Annotated in this window: 15 protein-coding genes, 1 rRNA gene and 1 riboswitch; of the genes, 13 read left to right on the top strand and 3 right to left on the bottom strand. The window is 70.6% G+C overall.

Annotation, left to right across the window (positions count from 1 at the left end; all coding sequences use genetic code 11):
- The 12 genes from rrf to IEY86_RS08080 all read left to right on the top strand — a co-directional run.
- Window positions 1–80 (top strand): 5S ribosomal RNA (rrf, locus tag IEY86_RS08135); the annotation flags it as partial.
- A 117-nt stretch (window positions 81–197) separates the two neighbouring features.
- Entirely contained in the window at window positions 198–806 is a 609-nt protein-coding gene (gene clsA / locus IEY86_RS08130; protein WP_189130846.1) for a cardiolipin synthase ClsA, read from the top strand.
- Window positions 807–937: 131 nt separating this feature from the next.
- Entirely contained in the window at window positions 938–3,433 is a 2,496-nt protein-coding gene (locus tag IEY86_RS08125) for a mannose-1-phosphate guanyltransferase (RefSeq protein WP_189130845.1), read from the top strand.
- 187 nt (window positions 3,434–3,620) lie between these two features.
- Window positions 3,621–4,562, top strand: a complete 942-nt coding sequence (locus IEY86_RS08120; RefSeq protein WP_189130844.1) for a DUF881 domain-containing protein — start codon at window positions 3,621–3,623, stop codon at window positions 4,560–4,562.
- On the top strand, window positions 4,559–4,891 hold the full coding sequence (locus tag IEY86_RS08115) for a small basic family protein (protein WP_189130843.1): 333 nt from the start codon (window positions 4,559–4,561) through the stop codon (window positions 4,889–4,891). Before IEY86_RS08120 ends, IEY86_RS08115 begins: the two co-directional genes overlap by 4 nt.
- 319 nt (window positions 4,892–5,210) lie before the next feature.
- Entirely contained in the window at window positions 5,211–6,353 is a 1,143-nt protein-coding gene (locus IEY86_RS36295) for a DUF881 domain-containing protein (RefSeq protein ID WP_229698230.1), read from the top strand.
- Window positions 6,354–6,474: 121 nt separating this feature from the next.
- Window positions 6,475–7,374, top strand: a complete 900-nt coding sequence (locus tag IEY86_RS38005) for a double zinc ribbon and FHA domain-containing protein (RefSeq protein ID WP_189130876.1) — start codon at window positions 6,475–6,477, stop codon at window positions 7,372–7,374.
- Window positions 7,375–7,443: 69 nt separating this feature from the next.
- Window positions 7,444–8,208 carry a transcriptional regulator FtsR gene (gene ftsR / locus IEY86_RS08100; RefSeq protein ID WP_189130842.1) on the top strand — a complete coding sequence of 255 codons (765 nt, stop codon included), beginning with the start codon at window positions 7,444–7,446 and terminating at the stop codon, window positions 8,206–8,208.
- Between the two features lie 92 nt (window positions 8,209–8,300).
- A complete protein-coding gene (locus IEY86_RS08095) occupies window positions 8,301–8,774 on the top strand; it encodes a bifunctional nuclease family protein (RefSeq protein WP_189130841.1) in 474 nt (157 codons plus the stop codon).
- 225 nt (window positions 8,775–8,999) lie between these two features.
- Window positions 9,000–9,614, top strand: a complete 615-nt coding sequence (locus IEY86_RS08090; protein ID WP_189130840.1) for a MerR family transcriptional regulator — start codon at window positions 9,000–9,002, stop codon at window positions 9,612–9,614.
- Window positions 9,615–9,674: 60 nt separating this feature from the next.
- The gene (locus IEY86_RS08085) at window positions 9,675–10,373 is read left to right on the top strand and encodes a SanA/YdcF family protein (protein ID WP_189130839.1); all 699 of its coding nucleotides are present in this window, start codon (window positions 9,675–9,677) and stop codon (window positions 10,371–10,373) included.
- Window positions 10,374–10,417: 44 nt separating this feature from the next.
- A complete protein-coding gene (locus IEY86_RS08080) occupies window positions 10,418–11,848 on the top strand; it encodes a DNA polymerase IV (protein ID WP_189130838.1) in 1,431 nt (476 codons plus the stop codon).
- A gap of 27 nt (window positions 11,849–11,875) precedes the next feature.
- Here IEY86_RS08080 and IEY86_RS08075 read toward each other — a convergent pair whose 3' ends face one another.
- Complete coding sequence (locus tag IEY86_RS08075) at window positions 11,876–12,247, bottom strand: PRC-barrel domain-containing protein (RefSeq protein WP_189130837.1); 372 nt, start codon at window positions 12,245–12,247, stop codon at window positions 11,876–11,878.
- 158 nt (window positions 12,248–12,405) lie between these two features.
- A riboswitch (glycine riboswitch) is annotated at window positions 12,406–12,502 on the top strand.
- 202 nt (window positions 12,503–12,704) lie between these two features.
- Here IEY86_RS08075 and gcvP point away from each other — a divergent pair.
- Complete coding sequence (gcvP, locus tag IEY86_RS08070; protein ID WP_189130836.1) at window positions 12,705–15,623, top strand: aminomethyl-transferring glycine dehydrogenase; 2,919 nt, start codon at window positions 12,705–12,707, stop codon at window positions 15,621–15,623.
- Between the two features lie 247 nt (window positions 15,624–15,870).
- Here the strand turns inward: gcvP and IEY86_RS08065 are convergent, their stop codons facing one another.
- Both IEY86_RS08065 and IEY86_RS08060 read right to left on the bottom strand, forming a co-directional pair.
- Complete coding sequence (locus tag IEY86_RS08065) at window positions 15,871–16,074, bottom strand: DUF5999 family protein (protein ID WP_308425112.1); 204 nt, start codon at window positions 16,072–16,074, stop codon at window positions 15,871–15,873.
- A 322-nt stretch (window positions 16,075–16,396) separates the two neighbouring features.
- A complete protein-coding gene (locus IEY86_RS08060) occupies window positions 16,397–17,002 on the bottom strand; it encodes a hypothetical protein (RefSeq protein ID WP_189130834.1) in 606 nt (201 codons plus the stop codon).
- Between the last annotated feature and the right edge of the window lie 189 nt (window positions 17,003–17,191).

The raw sequence follows: 17,191 nt of genomic DNA, 5'->3' as shown, positions 1-17,191 counted from the left end.
TTCCGAACCCGGAAGCTAAGCCTTACAGCGCCGATGGTACTGCAGGGGGGACCCTGTGGGAGAGTAGGACGCCGCCGAACAAAATTTGACAGAGGCTGGGTACTCGTCTTCGGGCGAGTACCCAGCCTCTTTGTGTTTTTGCCCGTCGGGTAGGGTCAGGGGGCATCGTCAGCCCGTTGTAACAGGAGGCCCCTCGGGTGGAGGTTCAGGAGACACGGGTGCAGACCGACCGTGTCCTCACCATCCCCAACGTTCTCAGCATGGCGCGTCTCCTCGGGGTGCCGCTGTTCCTGTGGCTCATCCTCCGTCCGGAGTTCGGCGGGCCCAACTGCGACGGCTGGGCGCTGCTGGTCCTGGCACTGAGCGGGATCAGCGACTACCTGGACGGCAAGCTCGCCCGCCGGTGGAACCAGGTGAGCAACCTCGGCCGGGTCCTGGATCCGGCCGCCGACCGCCTCTACATCCTCTCGACCCTCGTGGGCCTCACCTGGCGCGAGATCCTGCCGTGGTGGATCACCGCTCTCCTCCTGGCCCGCGAGCTCCTCCTCGGCGTCATGCTGGTGATCCTGTCGCGCCACGGTTACGGACCGTTGCAGGTGAACTTCATCGGCAAGGCGGCCACCTTCAACCTCATGTACGCCTTCCCTCTACTCCTTCTCAGCGACGGATCCGGTTGGCCGGCCGAACTGGCTGCGATTTTCGGATGGGCGTTCGCCGGATGGGGTACAACTCTGTACTGGTGGGCAGGGATCCTTTACGTGGTGCAGGTCCGCCGAATCTCTCGCGCGGATGCCGCGGCCGACTGAGCCCGCTCCCGGCGAGCCCGTCCCCCCGACGGAAGCGTGCCGGGTGCCCGTGAGTGGATCACCTCACCGGGCCCGTCCGTAACGGACAAGGTCGGCCAGCCAGCCGTCTCTTCAAGGAGGACGCTTCCGACATGAAGGCCGTCGTGATGGCCGGAGGCGAAGGCACCCGCCTTCGCCCGATGACCTCGAGTATGCCCAAGCCGCTTCTTCCGGTCGCCAACCGGCCGATCATGGAGCATGTCCTACGGCTGCTCAAAAGGCATGGGCTGACCGAGACCGTGGTCACCGTGCAGTTCCTCGCCTCACTCGTACGCAATTACTTCGGCGACGGTGAGGAATTGGGGATGGACCTCACCTATGCCAACGAGGAAAAGCCCCTGGGCACCGCCGGCAGTGTCAAGAACGCGGAAGAGGCGCTCAAGGACGACTCCTTCCTGGTCATCTCCGGTGACGCCCTCACCGATTTCGACCTGACCGACCTGATCCGGTTCCACCGGGAAAAGGGCGGACTGGTCACGGTGTGCCTCACCCGTGTCCCCAATCCCTTGGAATTCGGCATCACCATTGTCGACGAGGAAGGAAAGGTGGAGCGCTTCCTGGAGAAGCCGACCTGGGGCCAGGTCTTCTCGGACACGGTGAACACCGGCATCTATGTGATGGAGCCCGAGGTCTTCGACTACGTGGCCGCCGACGAGTCCGTGGACTGGTCCGGTGACGTCTTCCCGCAGCTGATGAAGGAAGGCAAGCCCATCTACGGCTATATCGCCGAGGGCTACTGGGAGGACGTGGGCACGCACGAGAGCTATGTGAAGGCGCAGGCCGACGTGCTCGAGGGCAAGGTCGACGTCGACGTCGACGGCTTCGAGATCTCGCCCGGTGTATGGGTCGCCGAGGGGGCTGAGGTCGACCCCGAGGCGGTGCTGCGCGGACCCCTGTACATCGGTGACTACGCCAAGGTGGAAGCGGGCGTCGAGATCCGCGAGCACACCGTCCTCGGCAGCAATGTCGTGGTCAAGTCCGGTGCGTTCCTGCACAAGGCGGTGGTGCACGACAACGTCTACGTCGGCCAGCACAGCAATCTGCGCGGCTGCGTCATCGGCAAGAACACCGACGTGATGCGGGCCGCCCGGATCGAGGACGGCGCGGTCATCGGCGACGAGTGCCTGATCGGCGAGGAGTCGATCATCGCGGCCAATGTCCGGGTCTACCCGTTCAAGACCATCGAGGCCGGAGCCTTCGTCAATACCTCGGTGATCTGGGAGTCCCGTGGCCAGGAGCACCTCTTCGGTGCCCGAGGGGTCTCTGGAATCCTCAATGTCGAGATCACCCCGGAACTCGCCGTGCGACTGGCCGGCGCCTACGCCACGACGTTGAAGAAGGGCTCGACGGTCACCACCGCCCGTGACCACTCCCGTGGTGCGCGTGCGCTCAAGCGTGCCGTGATCTCCGCTCTCCAGGCGAGTGCGATCGATGTACGCGACCTGGAGAACGTCCCGATGCCCGTCGCCCGCCAGCAGACGGCGCGAGGCAGTGCGGGCGGCATCATGATCCGCACCACTCCGGGCGTCCCGGACTCGGTCGACATCATGTTCTTCGACCAGCGCGGCGCGGATCTGTCCCAGGCCGGTCAGCGCAAGCTCGACCGGGTCTACGCACGCCAGGAGTACCGGCGCGCGTTCCCGGGCGAGATCGGCGACCTGACCTTCCCCTCCAGCGTGTTCGACTCCTACGCCGGCGCGGTGCTGCGGGCGGTTGACACCTCCGGGGTCGCCGAGGCGGGACTGAAGGTCGTCATCGACGCGGCGCACGGCAGCGCCGGGCTTGTCCTGCCCAGCCTTCTCGGTCGTCTCGGCGTCGACGCCCTCGTGATCAATCCCGGTCTCGACGAGGCCAAGCCGACCGAGACCCGCGACGAGCGCCGCTCGGCGCTGATCCGGCTCGGGGAGATGGTGTCGTCGGCGCGGGCGTCCTTCGGAGTGCGCTTCGACCCCGTGGGCGAGCGGATCTCCCTCGTGGACGAGCGCGGCCGCATCGTCGAGGACGACAGGGCGCTGCTGGTCCTGCTCGACCTGGTCGCGGCCGAGCGCCGCAGCGGCAGGGTGGCACTGCCGGTGACCACGACGCGTATCGCCGAGCAGGTCGCGGCGTACCACGGTACGCAGGTGCAGTGGACGACGACCTCGCCCGACGACCTCACCCGGGTGGGGGAGGAAGAGGGCACGATCTTCGGCGGCGACGGGCGCGGTGGCTTCATCGTTCCCGAGTTCAGCAGCGTCTTCGACGGCACGGCTGCGTTCGTGAGGCTGATCGGCCTGGTGTCACGTACTCAGTTGACGCTCAGTCAGATCGATGCCCGGATTCCGAGGGCGCATGTGCACCGCCGTGACCTGGCCACCCCGTGGGCGGTCAAGGGTCTGGTGATGCGGCGGGTGGTGGAGGCGGCCGGTGACCGCTCCGTGGACACCACGGACGGCGTCCGGGTCGTGGAGGCCGACGGGCGCTGGATCATGGTCCTGCCGGACCCGGCCGAGGCCGTGACACATCTGTGGGCCGAGGGCCCGGACGATGCCTCCGCGCAGACGCTGCTCGACGAGTGGGCGACGGTGGTCGACAGCGCGGGACGTTGACGCGGGACGTTGATCAACTCCCGCTGATTGCCCCGGGTCGCGGGAGCTCGGTGGAAGCGGAGAACGGCTCGTCACCACGCTCCGGCACCGGACGGTGCCGGAGCGTGGTGCTGCCATTGTCACGATCCGGTCCCTAACCACGGTTGCGGCAGGGCCCGTTCGAGGGCACTGCGGCCCACGTGCAACGATGTGCGGCATGCCGCAGCAGCACCCCGTCCGGAGCACCCCGTCGCGACCGTCGCGTCCCGATGCCTCCATGTCGCTGCTGAACAACGTCATGGACCACAGCCTTGACGACGGTTACGCGGAGGCGGCCGCCAGGCGCGGGGAGACGGGGACTGCACGGCTGCCGCGGACAGTGCGGGGCAAGCTCGGTCTCGCCGGCGGGCTCATACTCGCGGCGCTGGTGGTGACCCTTGGTGCCGCACAGGCCCAGGAGTCCGCTCCCACGCTCGCCAAGGAGCGCGGAGCGCTGATCAAGCGCATCGAGAAGGCGTCCGCGGAGGCGGACCGCACACAGCGTGAGGTACAGAGCCTGCGCAAGCGGCTGGACACGTCCCGCAGCCGGGCTCTCAAGGCGCACGGCGGGGACAGCGAGACCAAGCTGATGTCGCTGCTCTCGGGAGCCACCCCGGTGACCGGGCCGGGTGTGAAGCTCGTCCTCGACGACGCCAAGGATGCCGAGCAGGGCCAGGGCGGCGGTCCCCGGCAGAACTCCAGTTTCTCGGACACCGGGCGGCTGCGCGACCGTGATCTTCAGCGGATCGTGAACGGCCTGTGGCAGTCCGGCGCGGAGGCCGTCGCGATCAACGGGCAGCGGCTGACCGCCCTGTCCGCGATCCGCGCGGCGGGCGACGCCATACTCGTCGACAACAAGCCGCTGCCGCCTCCCTACACGGTGCTGGCGGTCGGGGACGGGCAGCGGCTGAGCACCGTGTTCCAGGACAGTGTCGACGGCAGGTATCTGCGGGCGCTGCACGAGAACTTCGAAATCCGGTGGAGCATCTCGGCGCAGGGCGAGCTGCGTCTGCCCGCCGCGCCGAGCCTCGTCGTGCGCTCGGCGTCACCGCCGCCCAAGGCCGGGGCCGCGGGAGCAAGTGAACCAGGGACAGGAAAGGGCACATCGTGATCGCCGTACTGGGCCTCGTCGTGGGAGTCGTGGTGGGACTGGTCGTCCGGCCTGTGGTGCCGGATGCCTTCGAGCCCTACCTGCCCATCGCCGTGGTGGCCGCGCTCGACGCCGTGTTCGGCGGTGTGCGCGCGATGCTGGACGGCATCTTCGACGACAAGGTCTTCGTGGTCTCGTTCCTGTCCAACGTGGTCGTGGCCGCGCTGATCGTGTACCTCGGCGACAAGCTGGGCGTCGGCTCGCAGCTGTCGACGGGCGTGGTCGTCGTCCTGGGTATCCGCATCTTCTCCAACGCGGCCGCGATCCGCCGCCACGTGTTCCGGGCGTGAGCGCATGACCGACGAAAACGCACAGAACCCGTCGCTCCCGCCGAGCCCGGACCAGCCGCGCCGCGAGGATGCGAGCGAGGACCGACCGGACGTGGCGTCGCAGGCCGAGGAGCGCGGGCCGAAGGCGGCGGGAACGGGGACTCCCGGTCCTGGTCCCGCCCGGCCCACGGCCCCCGGGTCTACGGCCCCCGGGTCTGCGGCCTCGGGGTCCGCGGCTTCCGGGTCCACGGCCTCGGGGACCGGCTTTCTCGGGACCGGCCCGGCCCGGCCCGAGCCCTCGGCCGACCCCCGACCGTCCGGACCGGCAGGCCGCGAGGGCGTGAACGCCGAACGCCCGGGCCCAGCCGCTCCGGACCGTGGCACTCCCGTCACCGGGCCGTCCCCCGACCGGCCGCGGCCGGGCGAGGCGGCGCGCCGCGAGGGCGCGAGTGGGCAGCGTCAGAACCCCTCGGCCCGATCCGAGGAGCGCGGGGACCGGGGTCCCCGGCCCAGTCGGCCCTCCACTCCTCGAAGCCGTACCCCTGGGACGCCGGCCCCCGGCGCGCCCGCTTCGGACGTCGGCGCCCCCGGGGCCCGGACTCCCCGGACCGCACCTCCCAAGACCGGTGTCTCCGGGCGGGCCGCCTCTGCGGCCGCTGCCTCCGGAGCCGGGCCCTCCGAGGACCGTGTTCCGCCCGCCGCCGCCGCTCCCGCCCCCGCGACCGCACCCACCCGCGCGGCCGCCCCCGCGCCCCAGCGCACCGGGCGGCAGCGGCTCGCCGCGGCGCTGTGGCCGCCGCGGCTTTCACGGGCGCAGTTCATCGTCGCCCTGCTGCTCTTCGCCCTCGGCCTCGGCCTCGCCATCCAGGTGCGCACCACCAGCGATCAGAGCCGGCTGCGCGGCGCCCGCCAGGAGGACCTCGTCCGCATCCTCGACGAGCTCGACAGCAGGAACCAGCGGCTCGGCGAGGACAAGCGCGATCTGGAGAGCCAGCGCACGGAGCTGGAGAACAGCTCCAACCAGGCCGCCGCGGCCCGCAAGCAGTCGCAGAAGAAGGCGAACGAACTCGGTGTGCTCGCCGGAAGTGTGGCGGCGCAGGGACCGGGCATCACTTTGACGATCAACGATGCGGGTGGTCACGTTCGTGCCGATATGCTTCTCGACACGTTGCAGGAGCTGCGGGCCGCAGGGGCGGAGGCGATTCAGATCAACGACGTGCGCGTCGTGGCGGACACCTTCTTCTCCGACGACCTCAAGTCCGGCGGCGTCGAGATCGACGGACGCAGGGTCTCGCAGCCTTACCGCTTCAAGGTGATCGGCAATCCGCAGGACCTCGAGCCGGCTCTCAACATCCCCGGCGGCGTGGTCCAGAGCATGGAGAAGGAGCAGGCCTCCGTAGAGGTTGCGCGCAGTGAGAAGATCGTCGTGAGCGCCTTGCGGCAGGCGAAGAAGCCTGACTACGCTCGCTCGGCACCGGAATGAGGTATCGGGTGGAGCTGGGCGAAAAGGCGCCGGCCGGGGCAGTGCCCGGTACGCGGAGGGGTCCCGTCCCGCGGGGACGGGCGTTGGTGACTGGCCGGTGGACCGGCCAAGAGGGTTCGTCCTGCCCCACGGGCGGGTCTGTTTCTTTCAAGGGGAATCGCCCGTGAAGTTGTTTGCGAAGTTGTTCGGCAAGTCCCGGCAGTCCGATGACGACCGCTCCGCGCGGCACCGGGCGGGCAGGGGGCAGGGTGGCTCCGTGCCCGGGATGCGGGGCGCTCCGGAAGGCGATTCGGACGGCTGCGAGGGCCGTCCGCTCTTCCGTGAGCCGCCGACTGCTCCAGGTGGTGACTTTTCCGCCGGGCCCGGCGCGGGTTCTGTTGACCCTGCCGGTGCCGGACGCATAGGTTTCGAAGAACCATCAAGCTCAACTACGGGTGGAGGGTTTGCCTCCGACCCGCATGCGTCCCACGCGGGCCAGTCGCGGCAGGAGGCCGAATCCATGCCGGTCTGTACCAGGTGCGGCCACCGCAATCCGCAGGCGAGCCGCTTCTGCTCCAACTGCGGCGCTCCTCTGCGGCCGGGGACCCCCTCCGAGCGCCCCTCGGAGACGACCTCGACGATCTCGATCTCGGGGCTCGAGGCCCACGAGGGCGAGGGCCAGGGGCTGCCGTCGCTGTCCCCGGAGGCCCAGGCCGCAGTGGACGCGCTCCCGCAGGGCTCCGCGTTGCTGATCGTGCGCCGCGGTCCCAACTCCGGCAGCCGGTTCCTGCTGGACGGCGACGTCACCACGGCGGGCCGCCACCCTGAGAGCGACATCTTCCTCGACGACGTCACGGTCTCGCGCCGGCATGTGGAGTTCCGGCGCAGCGACCAGGGCTTCACGGTGACCGACGTCGGCAGCCTCAACGGCACGTATGTCAACCGTGAGCGCATCGACTCGACGCCCCTGGTCAACGGCGACGAGGTCCAGATCGGCAAGTACCGGCTGGTCTTCTACGCCAGCCACTGGGGAGCCGCGTAGCGGCGGCGCCCGGGGACTGCGGCGGCGGGCGGTGCTCGGCGGGTGGAGCGTGAGAGGACTGGGACGGGCATGCTTCGTACACCGGCAGGCGGTGCCGTACAGGGCGCCGCGACCGCGGACCGTCAGCTGTTGAGCATCGGAGCGGTGCTCAATCTGATGCGTGACGAGTTCCCCGAGGTCACGATCTCCAAGATCAGGTTCCTGGAGGCGGAGGGGCTCGTCGAACCGCAGCGCACTCCCTCCGGCTACCGCAAGTTCAGCGCCAGGGACGTGGACCGGCTCGCCTACGTGCTGCGGATGCAGCGCGACCACTACCTCCCGCTCAAGGTGATCCGCGAGCATCTGGACGCGCTGGACCGCGGGGAGTCGGTGCCGCTGCCCGCCCCCGCGGACCGGCGGTCCTGCTCGCCCGTGGACGAGGCGCGCCTGGAGCTGATCGACCCCGCCGCCGACGCGGGCGGCCGGCCGATCAGGCTGGGGCGCGCGGAGCTCGTCGCCGCCGTCGGGGTCGGCGAGCAGGACCTCGAGGAGTGGGAGTCCTACGGCTTGCTGGCGCCGGGCTCCGACGGCGGGTACGACGCCGACGCGCTCAATGTGGCGAAGATCATCGCCGACCTCGGCAGGTTCGGTCTGGAGCCGCGGCACCTGCGTGCGGTCAAGGCCGGCGCCGACCGGGAGGTCGGCCTGGTCGAGCAGGTGGTGGCCCCGCTGCGCCGCCACCGCAACCCCCAGACCCGGGCTCACGCGGAGTCGACGGCCCGCGATCTGGCCGCACTGTCGGTCCGGCTGCACGCCGCATTGGTCCAATCGGGCCTGCGGGCACGGATGCTCTGAACCCGCTCCGGCCCTGTGTCCGCACCGGTGGGAGGGCTCGAAGGCGAGGGCCCGACTACCCAAACCCGTCGGGCACGGCCTAGGGTTGCTGTGTGAACGAGCTCGACGTCGTGGGCGTCCGGGTCGAGATGCCCTCCAACCAGCCGATCGTGCTCCTGCGTGAAGTGGGGGGCGATCGGTACCTGCCCATCTGGATCGGACCCGGAGAGGCCACCGCCATCGCCTTCGCCCAGCAGGGGATGACCCCTGCCAGGCCCCTGACGCACGACCTGTTCAAGGACGTGCTGGAGGCGGTCGGCCAGCAGCTCACCGAGGTCCGGATCACCGACCTGCGGGAGGGCGTCTTCTACGCGGAGCTGGTGTTCGCCAGCGGTGTCGAGGTCAGCGCCCGGCCGTCCGACGCGATAGCGCTCGCCCTGCGCACCAATACGCCGATCTTCGGCAGCGACGGTGTGCTCGACGACGCGGGGATCGCGATTCCGGACGAGCAGGAGGACGAGGTGGAGAAGTTCCGCGAGTTCCTGGACCAGATCTCGCCGGAGGACTTCGGCACCAGCAACCAGTGAGGTCGGGCGCTCATCCGGCTCTCTTTACCCGTTGAGTGGTCACGTGAAACCACTCGTGGGGTGGATATCACACGGCGTGCCGAGTGTGGCGATCGTTGACGCACCCGTAGTGACTGCCTACCGTCGTCAGGGAAGGTCCCGGAAGCATCTGCCAGAGGCGCTCCACGGGGGCGGGCGGGGGTTCCCCAGAGGATCGTTCGGGGACTCGATCGGACGGAGGTCGGCGTGAGAAGCACCGGCGAAGGCACAGCCGCGGGAAGCGCTTTTCCGATCCGGGGTCCCCTGGCGCAGAGCTCTCCCCGGCTGCCCGCGGACGAGGCCGTCCAGGCGGTTCCGGAGCCGGAGCCCGCTCTCATCGGCTACCGCGGTCCCACGGCGTGCGCCGCGGCCGGGATCACCTACCGCCAGTTGGACTACTGGGCCCGTACCGGCCTGGTCGAGCCCAGTGTCCGGGCGGCCGGCGGCTCGGGGACCCAGCGCCTGTACAGCTTTCGCGACGTCGCCGTCCTGAAGATCGTCAAGCGGCTGCTGGACACCGGTGTGTCGCTGCAGAACATCCGAACGGCCGTGCAGCACCTGCGCTCCCGTGAACTGTCCGACCTCGCCCGTATGACCCTGATGTGCGACGGCGCGACCGTGTACGAGTGCACGTCTCCCGACGAGGTCGTGGACCTGCTCCAGGGCGGGCAGGGTGTCTTCGGCATCGCGGTCGGCGTGGTGTGGCGCGAGGTCGAGGGCGCGCTGGCGCAGCTGCACGGTGAGCGGGTGGACACCGGCGAGACCCTGATCGGCCACAACCCGGCCGACGAGCTGGCCCGCAGGCGCAACCGGGCGGGGTGATCGGGCGTCTGTCCCCGTGAGCGGCACCGATGGGGTGCCGAGCGAGGACAGGGGTGCTGAGTGGGGCGCGCGGCTCGGTGGGTCGAGGGCTTCTCGCGGGCACTGGCCGGGCGCCGGGGGCAGCGGCGTGCCTTTCAGGTGCTGACCCTGGTCACGGTGGCGGCCCTGCTGCCGATCACCTGGTTGTTCGTGTCCGCCGACTCACTGGTCACCGACGTCGAGGACGCTCCGTCGGCGCCCGTCGCGGTCGTCTTCGGCGCGGGCCTGTATGCCGGGGGCAAACCCAGCCCCTATCTGGCCGGGCGCCTCAACGCCGCCGCGAAGCTGTACCGCAAGGGCACCGTCCAGGCGGTACTGGTCACCGGTGACAACAGCCGCACCGACTACGACGAGCCGACCGCGATGCGCTCCTACCTGGTGCGCCGCGGGGTGCCGCGCGACCGGATCGCCGACGACTACGCGGGCTTCGACACCTGGGACTCGTGCACCAGGGCCAAGAGGATCTTCGGCGTCGACAAGGCGCTGCTGGTCAGCCAGAGCTTTCACATACGCCGGGCGGTGGCCCTGTGCCGGGCCGCGGGGATCGACGTCCACGGCGTGGCCGTGGAGAACGAGCACGACGCCACCTGGTGGTACGGCGGGGCCCGTGAGGTGGTGGCCGCCGCGAAGGCGGCCTGGGACGCCTCCGTGCGGCCCGCGCCGCGCTTCCTCGGGCCGCGTGAGCACAGTGTCGACAAAGCGCTCTCGGCGAGTCGGTAGCGCGTTCGAGGTCCACTGTCGGTGGGGTGCGGCACGATCGACTGGTGAGAAGTGTGCCGACCATCCTCCACCTGGACATGGACGCGTTCTACGCGTCCGTGGAGCAGGCGGCGAAGCCCAGCCTGCGGGGCAAGCCGGTGATCGTCGGCGGTATCGGCCCGCGCGGGGTGGTGGCCACGGCCTCGTACGAGGCCCGGCGCTTCGGTGTGCACTCCGCGATGGCCATGGCCCATGCCCGCAGGCTCTGCCCCCACGCGGCCTATCTGGTGCCGCGCTTCGCCGTCTACCGGGATATCAGCGAGACGGTCATGGGACTGCTGCGGGAGCTGTCCCCGCTCGTGGAGCCGCTGAGCCTGGACGAGGCCTTCGTGGATCTGGAGGCGGGTCCGCACGGGTCATTGCTCCGAACGGAGGATTCCGAGGCCGTCACCGAGACGGCGCGGGCCATCGCGCAGGATCTGCGCGGCGACATCAAGGCGGCCACATCCTTGACCGGATCGGTCGGGCTCGCCGGGTCCAAGATGCTCGCCAAGATCGCGTCCGAGGAGGCCAAGCCGGACGGCCTGATGGTCATAGCGCCGGGTACGGAGCGTGAGCTCCTCGGACCCATGCCGGTGCGCACCCTGCCGGGTGTGGGGCCCGCCACCGCAGAGCATCTGCGCCGGGCCGGGATGACCTCGGTGGCGGATGTCGCGGCCGCGGGCGAGGCGGAGCTGGTGCGCCTGCTGGGGAAGGCGCACGGAGCCGGGCTCCACGCGATGGCCGTAGGGCACGACGACCGGCCCGTGGTGGCCGAGCGGGAGGCGAAGTCGGTGTCGGTCGAGGACACCTTCGAGGTGGACCTGGCCGACCGGGGGCGGGTCCGTGAGGAGATCGACCGGCTGTCCGAGCGGTGTGTGCGGCGGCTGCGGGAGGCCGGCCGGTCCGGGCGCACCGTGGTGATCAAGGTCCGCCGCTACGACTTCTCCACCCTCACGCGGTCGGATACGCTGCGGGCGCCCACGGACGACCCCGCGGTGGTGCGGGAGATCGCGCAGCGCCTGATGGAGCAGGTGGATACGACCGGAGGAGTGAGGCTGCTCGGCGTGGGCGTCTCCGGGCTGGCCGACTTCACCCAGGAGGACCTGTTCGCGCAGGCGGCGGCGGACGCGGCTCTGGAGGCTGCGGCCCCGCAGGCTGCGGCCGGGGCTGGGGAGGCGGGCGGGAGCGAGCAGGGCACGGACGGGCACGGTGGGGAAGCGGGGCCCGGGGAGCCCGGCCCCGGACAGTCCGAGGCGGTGCCCGTCTCGCGGCGGTGGCTGCCGGGGCAGGATGTCCGCCATGCCTCGCTGGGGCCCGGCTGGGTGCAGGGCAGCGGTCTGGGCCGGGTGACGGTGCGCTTCGAGGTGCCGGGCGCTGCGCCCGGACGGGTGAGGACCTTCGCCGCCGACGACCCGGAGCTCGAGCCGGCCCCGCCGTTGCCCCTGGTGGGCTGAGGCCGGGGCGGGAGGTCCTGGAGGGGCTCAGTCGCTGTCGGGAGCGAGGTTGCCGAAATCGCGGTCCGGGGGAGTGGGGCCGCTGTCATCGACGTCGAGGCCGTAGTGGCGGTAGAGCTGGAGTTCCTGCTCGGGGGACAGATGGCGTCCCACGCCGAAGTCGGGCGCGTCCTTGATCAGCGCCTTGTCGTACGGGACACGGAGCTCGTTGCCGACGACCTCGCTGGGCTCGAGCGGGACGAAGGCGTCCCGGCCGAAGAGTCCGGTGCGCACCGCCGCCCACTCGGGCTCACCCGTCGCGTCGTCGAGGTAGACCTCGTCGACGGTGCCGATCTTGGTGCCGTTGCGGTCGAAGGCTTTGCGGCCGATCAGAGTCCGTGGATCGATGTCGGTCTGCACGGTTCCTCCAGCGCTTACGAGTGCCACTCACTCGTGGAGCGGCACTTGGGGACGACATTAGTGATAATCACACCAAAATGCACAAACCGTGCCGTGTCGAGTCGAGGCAGCCGGAAGGATCGCTCGAGGGAGGGCGCTGATAGTCTTGAGACGGCTGTAGACCCCATGCGGGAGAGTCCTCCGTCCCAGCGGCGGAGGCGCCGAAGGAGCAACTCCTCCCCGGAATCTCTCAGGCACCCGTACCGCACGGACGAGGTCACTCTGGAAAGCAGGGCGGGTTAAGGGCGCAGGACCTCCGGACCCCCTCCCTCACCGACGGTGAAAGCCGGTGTCCGCGGAAAGCCCCGCGAGCATCCCGGCGAAGCTCTCAGGTTGAGATGACAGAGGGGGAGGCCGTCCGGGCACACGCGCCGTGGTGCCCCTCGAAGGTCGCAGACGACCAGGAGGCCTCCGCAAGATGACTGCCACACCGAACAGCGGTTCGCAGCGCACCCCGCTCACCGAACTCGAGCGGGACACGCCGTTCGAGCAGCGCCACATCGGCCCCGACCATGGCGCCCAGGCGAAGATGCTGGCGCATGTCGGCTTCGGCTCGCTGGAGGAGCTGACCGCGGCCGCCGTCCCCGACGTGATCAAGAGCGCCGCGGTCCTCGGTCTGCCCGAGGGCCGCAGCGAGGCCGAGGTGCTCGCCGAACTGCGTTCCCTCGCGGACCGCAACCAGGTGCTCCACCCGATGATCGGGCTCGGCTACTACGGCACGTTCACCCCGCCGGTGATCCTGCGCAATGTCATGGAGAACCCGGCCTGGTACACCGCGTACACCCCGTACCAGCCGGAGATCTCCCAGGGCCGCCTCGAGGCGCTGCTGAACTTCCAGACCGTCGTCGCCGATCTGACGGGCCTGCCCACCTCCGGCGCCTCCCTGCTGGACGAGGGCACGGCCGCCGCAGAGGCGATGGCGCTGGCGCGCCGCGTGTGCAAGGCCAGGGCGCCGCGGGGCTCGCAGGGCCTGTTCCTGGTGGACGCCGACTGCCTGCCGCAGACCATCGCCGTGGTGCGGACCCGGGCGGAACCACAGGGCATAGAGGTCCTGGTCGCCGACCTGTCCGACGGTCTGCCCGAGGGTCTGGCCGAGCGTGGCCTGTTCGGGGTCCTGCTCCAGTACCCGGGCGCCGGGGGCGCCGTGCGCGACCTCACCCCGGTCATCGAGCAGGCCCACGGTCTCGGCGCCGTGGCCACCGTCGCCGCCGACCTGCTCGCCCTGACCCTGCTGAAGCCGCCGGGTGAGATGGGCGCCGACATCGCCGTCGGCTCCAGCCAGCGCTTCGGTGTGCCCATGGGCTTCGGCGGCCCGCACGCCGGCTTCATGGCCGTGCACGACAAGTTCGCCCGCAACCTGCCCGGCCGCCTCGTCGGCGTCTCCGTCGACGTCGACGGCAATCGCGCCTACCGTCTGGCCCTCCAGACCCGCGAGCAGCACATCCGCCGGGAGAAGGCCACCAGCAACATCTGCACCGCCCAGGTCCTGCTCGCCGTGATGGCCGGGATGTACGCCGTCTACCACGGTCCCGAGGGGCTGCGGGCCATCGCGGACCGCACGCACCGCTACGCCGCGGTCCTGGCCGCGGGCCTGCGGGCCGGCGGCGTCGAGATCGTGCACGACTCCTTCTTCGACACCGTCACCGCCCGGGTGCCCGGCCGCGCCGCCGAGGTCGTCGCCGCGGCCCGTGACGCCGGCATCAACCTGCGCGAGGTCGACGCCGACCTCGTCGGCGTCGCCTGCGACGAGACCACGGCCCGTGCGCAGGTCGCGGCGGTCTGGGACGCCTTCGGGGTCACCGGTGACATCGACGCGCTCGACGCCGCCACCGAGGACGCCCTCCCGGCCGAGCTGGCCCGCCGCGGCGAGGTGCTCACCCACCCGGTCTTCCACCAGCACCGCTCCGAGACGGCGATGCTGCGCTACCTGCGGCGCCTGGCCGACCGCGACTACGCGCTGGACCGGGGCATGATCCCGCTCGGCTCCTGCACGATGAAGCTCAACGCCACCACCGAGATGGAGCCGGTGACCTGGCCCGAGTTCGGCGCGCTGCACCCGTTCGTGCCCACCGAGCAGGCCGAGGGCTACCTGAGCCTGATCCGCGCCCTGGAGGAGCAGCTCGAGGCGGTCACCGGATACGACAAGGTCAGCCTCCAGCCCAACGCGGGCTCCCAGGGCGAGCTCGCCGGTCTGCTGGCGGTGCGCGCGTACCACCGGGCCAACGGGGACGAGCAGCGCACGATCTGCCTGATCCCCTCCTCCGCGCACGGCACCAACGCCGCCAGCGCGGTCATGGCGGGCATGAAGGTCGTGGTGGTCAAGACCCGCGACGACGGCGACGTGGACGTCGACGACCTGCACGCCAAGATCGAGGCGCACCGCGACACCCTGGCGGTGCTGATGGTGACCTACCCCTCGACGCACGGCGTCTTCGAGGAGCACATCACCGATGTGTGCGCCGCGGTCCACGACGCGGGCGGCCAGGTCTACGTGGACGGCGCCAACCTCAACGCGCTGGTCGGGCTCGCCCAGCCGGGCAGGTTCGGCGCGGACGTCTCCCACCTGAACCTGCACAAGACGTTCTGCATCCCGCACGGCGGCGGTGGCCCGGGTGTCGGCCCGGTGTCGGTGCGCGCCCACCTGGCGCCCTACCTGCCCAACCACCCCCTCCAGCCCGCGGCGGGTCCCGAGACGGGCGTGGGCCCGGTCTCGGCGGCTCCCTGGGGCTCGGCGGGCATCCTGCCGATCTCGTGGGCGTATGTGCGGCTCATGGGCGGTGAGGGGCTCAAGCGCGCCACCCAGGTGGCGGTGCTCAGTGCCAACTACATCGCCAAGCGGCTCGCCCCGTACTTCCCGGTGCTCTACACCGGGCCCGGCGGGCTGGTGGCGCACGAGTGCATCGTCGACCTGCGCCCGCTGACCAAGGCCACGGGTGTGTCCGTGGACGATGTGGCGAAGCGCCTGATCGACTACGGCTTCCACGCGCCGACGATGTCGTTCCCGGTGGCGGGAACGCTGATGATCGAGCCGACGGAGAGCGAGGACCTGCACGAGATCGACCGGTTCTGCGAGGCGATGATCGCCATCCGCGGTGAGATCGACCGGGTGGCCTCGGGCGAGGTCAGCGCCGAGGAGAGCCCGCTGCGCAATGCGCCGCACACGGCGGCGGCGCTGGGCGGGGAGTGGAACCACGCGTACTCGCGCGAGGAGGCCGTGTTCCCGGCCGGGGTGTCCGCGGCGGACAAGTACTGGCCGCCGGTGCGTCGCATCGACGGGGCGTACGGTGACCGCAACCTCGTGTGCGCCTGCCCTCCGATGGACGAGTACGAGGGCTGAATCACGCGGACCGAATGAGGGGCGGGGCCGGGGAGGCGGTGAAACGCCGATCCGGCCCCGTTCTGTCGCTGTGCGGTGGCGCCGTTCCTTGCCGTCCGGTGACGGCCCTGCCGTTCGGTGAAGGCCCTGCCGTTCGATGACGGCCCTGCCGTTCGGTGAAGGGCCGCTCCGCCGGGGCCGCCGTGCTCGGCCGCCGTGCGGGGGCCGCCGGACTCGTGTTCGCCGTGCTCGGGTGCTGCGGCGGGGCTCAGGCCGCGGTGACCAGGCGATGGCTCAACGGCCTGTGCGGGGCGATGATCTGCCCGTCGGGCAGGAGTTCCCCGGTGTCCTCGAAGAGCAGGACGCCGTTGCAGAGCAGGCTCCAGCCCTGCTCCGGGTGGTGCGCCACGGTGTGGGCGGCCTCCCGGTCGGGAGAGTCTGCGGTGGGGCACGTCGGCTGGTGCTGGCACATGGATGGTGTCTTTCGCTGGGATGTGGTCTGCGAGCGGCTTGACGGTGTGTTCATGCCGCTTCCCCCGTTCGATGTGGTCTTGCGGTGTCCGCTGAGCGGTGGTACTGCCGAGTCCCAGTGTTGCCCGCTCGGCTCGTTTCCGCATGGATTTCTGATGAGGAGTTCTTGCTCAATCAGGACGCGTTACCCGGGCGGGCGGTTGCTTGTCACACCCCCACCCGTTCGGGCTATTTGTGCATGGCCGGACATGGCTAGGGCCCGCCCTGGGCATAGGCCGGGGCGGGCCCTGGTGCCGTTCGGTGACAGCCGCCGCGGTGGGCGGTCAGGCGGTGCTGGTCAGAGCGGTCGTGGTGAGCACGGCCGGGGAGGGCGTGATCCGGTGCGTCAGTCGGCGGGTGAGCGCCGACAGCAGCTCCGTCGCCTTGTGCGGGTGGTGGGCCGGGATGCCGAGCGGTGCCGGGGCGAGCGGTATGAGGAGGTCGTTGGCACTGTCCGCGCTCGAGTCGTTGTGTAGCCACAGGGCGAGCATGTAGAGGCCGGGTACCGACAGCAGGCGGGGCTGGTACCGCGTCGGAAGGGTGTGGGCCTGGCGCATCGCCAGATGGGTGGAGGTGACGAACGGGCCCTGGCTGAAATGGGAGAAGGCCCAGCCGTCGGGTGTGCGGACGGTCTCGGCGCTGGCGATCGGTGTCTCGCCGGCGTTGATCAGGAACCTCCATCCCGTGCAGCGGGTCGACGTCAGGGCGCAGCGGGAGCCGACCGCCTCGTCGGGGACGTCGAGCACATGGACCGGGTGCGCAAGTGTGGTCGTGACCGGCCCGGGGGAGTTGTGCAGGGTGGGCGCCCCACGGGTGGCGGAAGGGGAGTTGAGGGCCGCCAGCACCGCTTGGAGGGCGGGAGCGGGGGCTGGGACGGTGTGCAGCGGCATGGAGGGTCGCCTCTCGCTCGGAGATGGGCGGTGCGGGGGGAGCGTGCGGTGGTTCAGAGCAGCGGAGCGCGGCAGGCCGACCGCAGCGCCCATGGGGCGGCGGTTGCTGGGCCGTGTGGCGGTGGCATGCGGATCCCTTCCCTTGGCTGCGTGGCGCCGAGGGCGCTTGCGGGGGGTGGATCGCGGGCT

The organism is Wenjunlia tyrosinilytica (assembly GCF_014646055.1).
GTDB lineage: Bacteria > Actinomycetota > Actinomycetes > Streptomycetales > Streptomycetaceae > Wenjunlia > Wenjunlia tyrosinilytica.
This window is presented reverse-complemented; position numbering and strand designations above follow the sequence as displayed.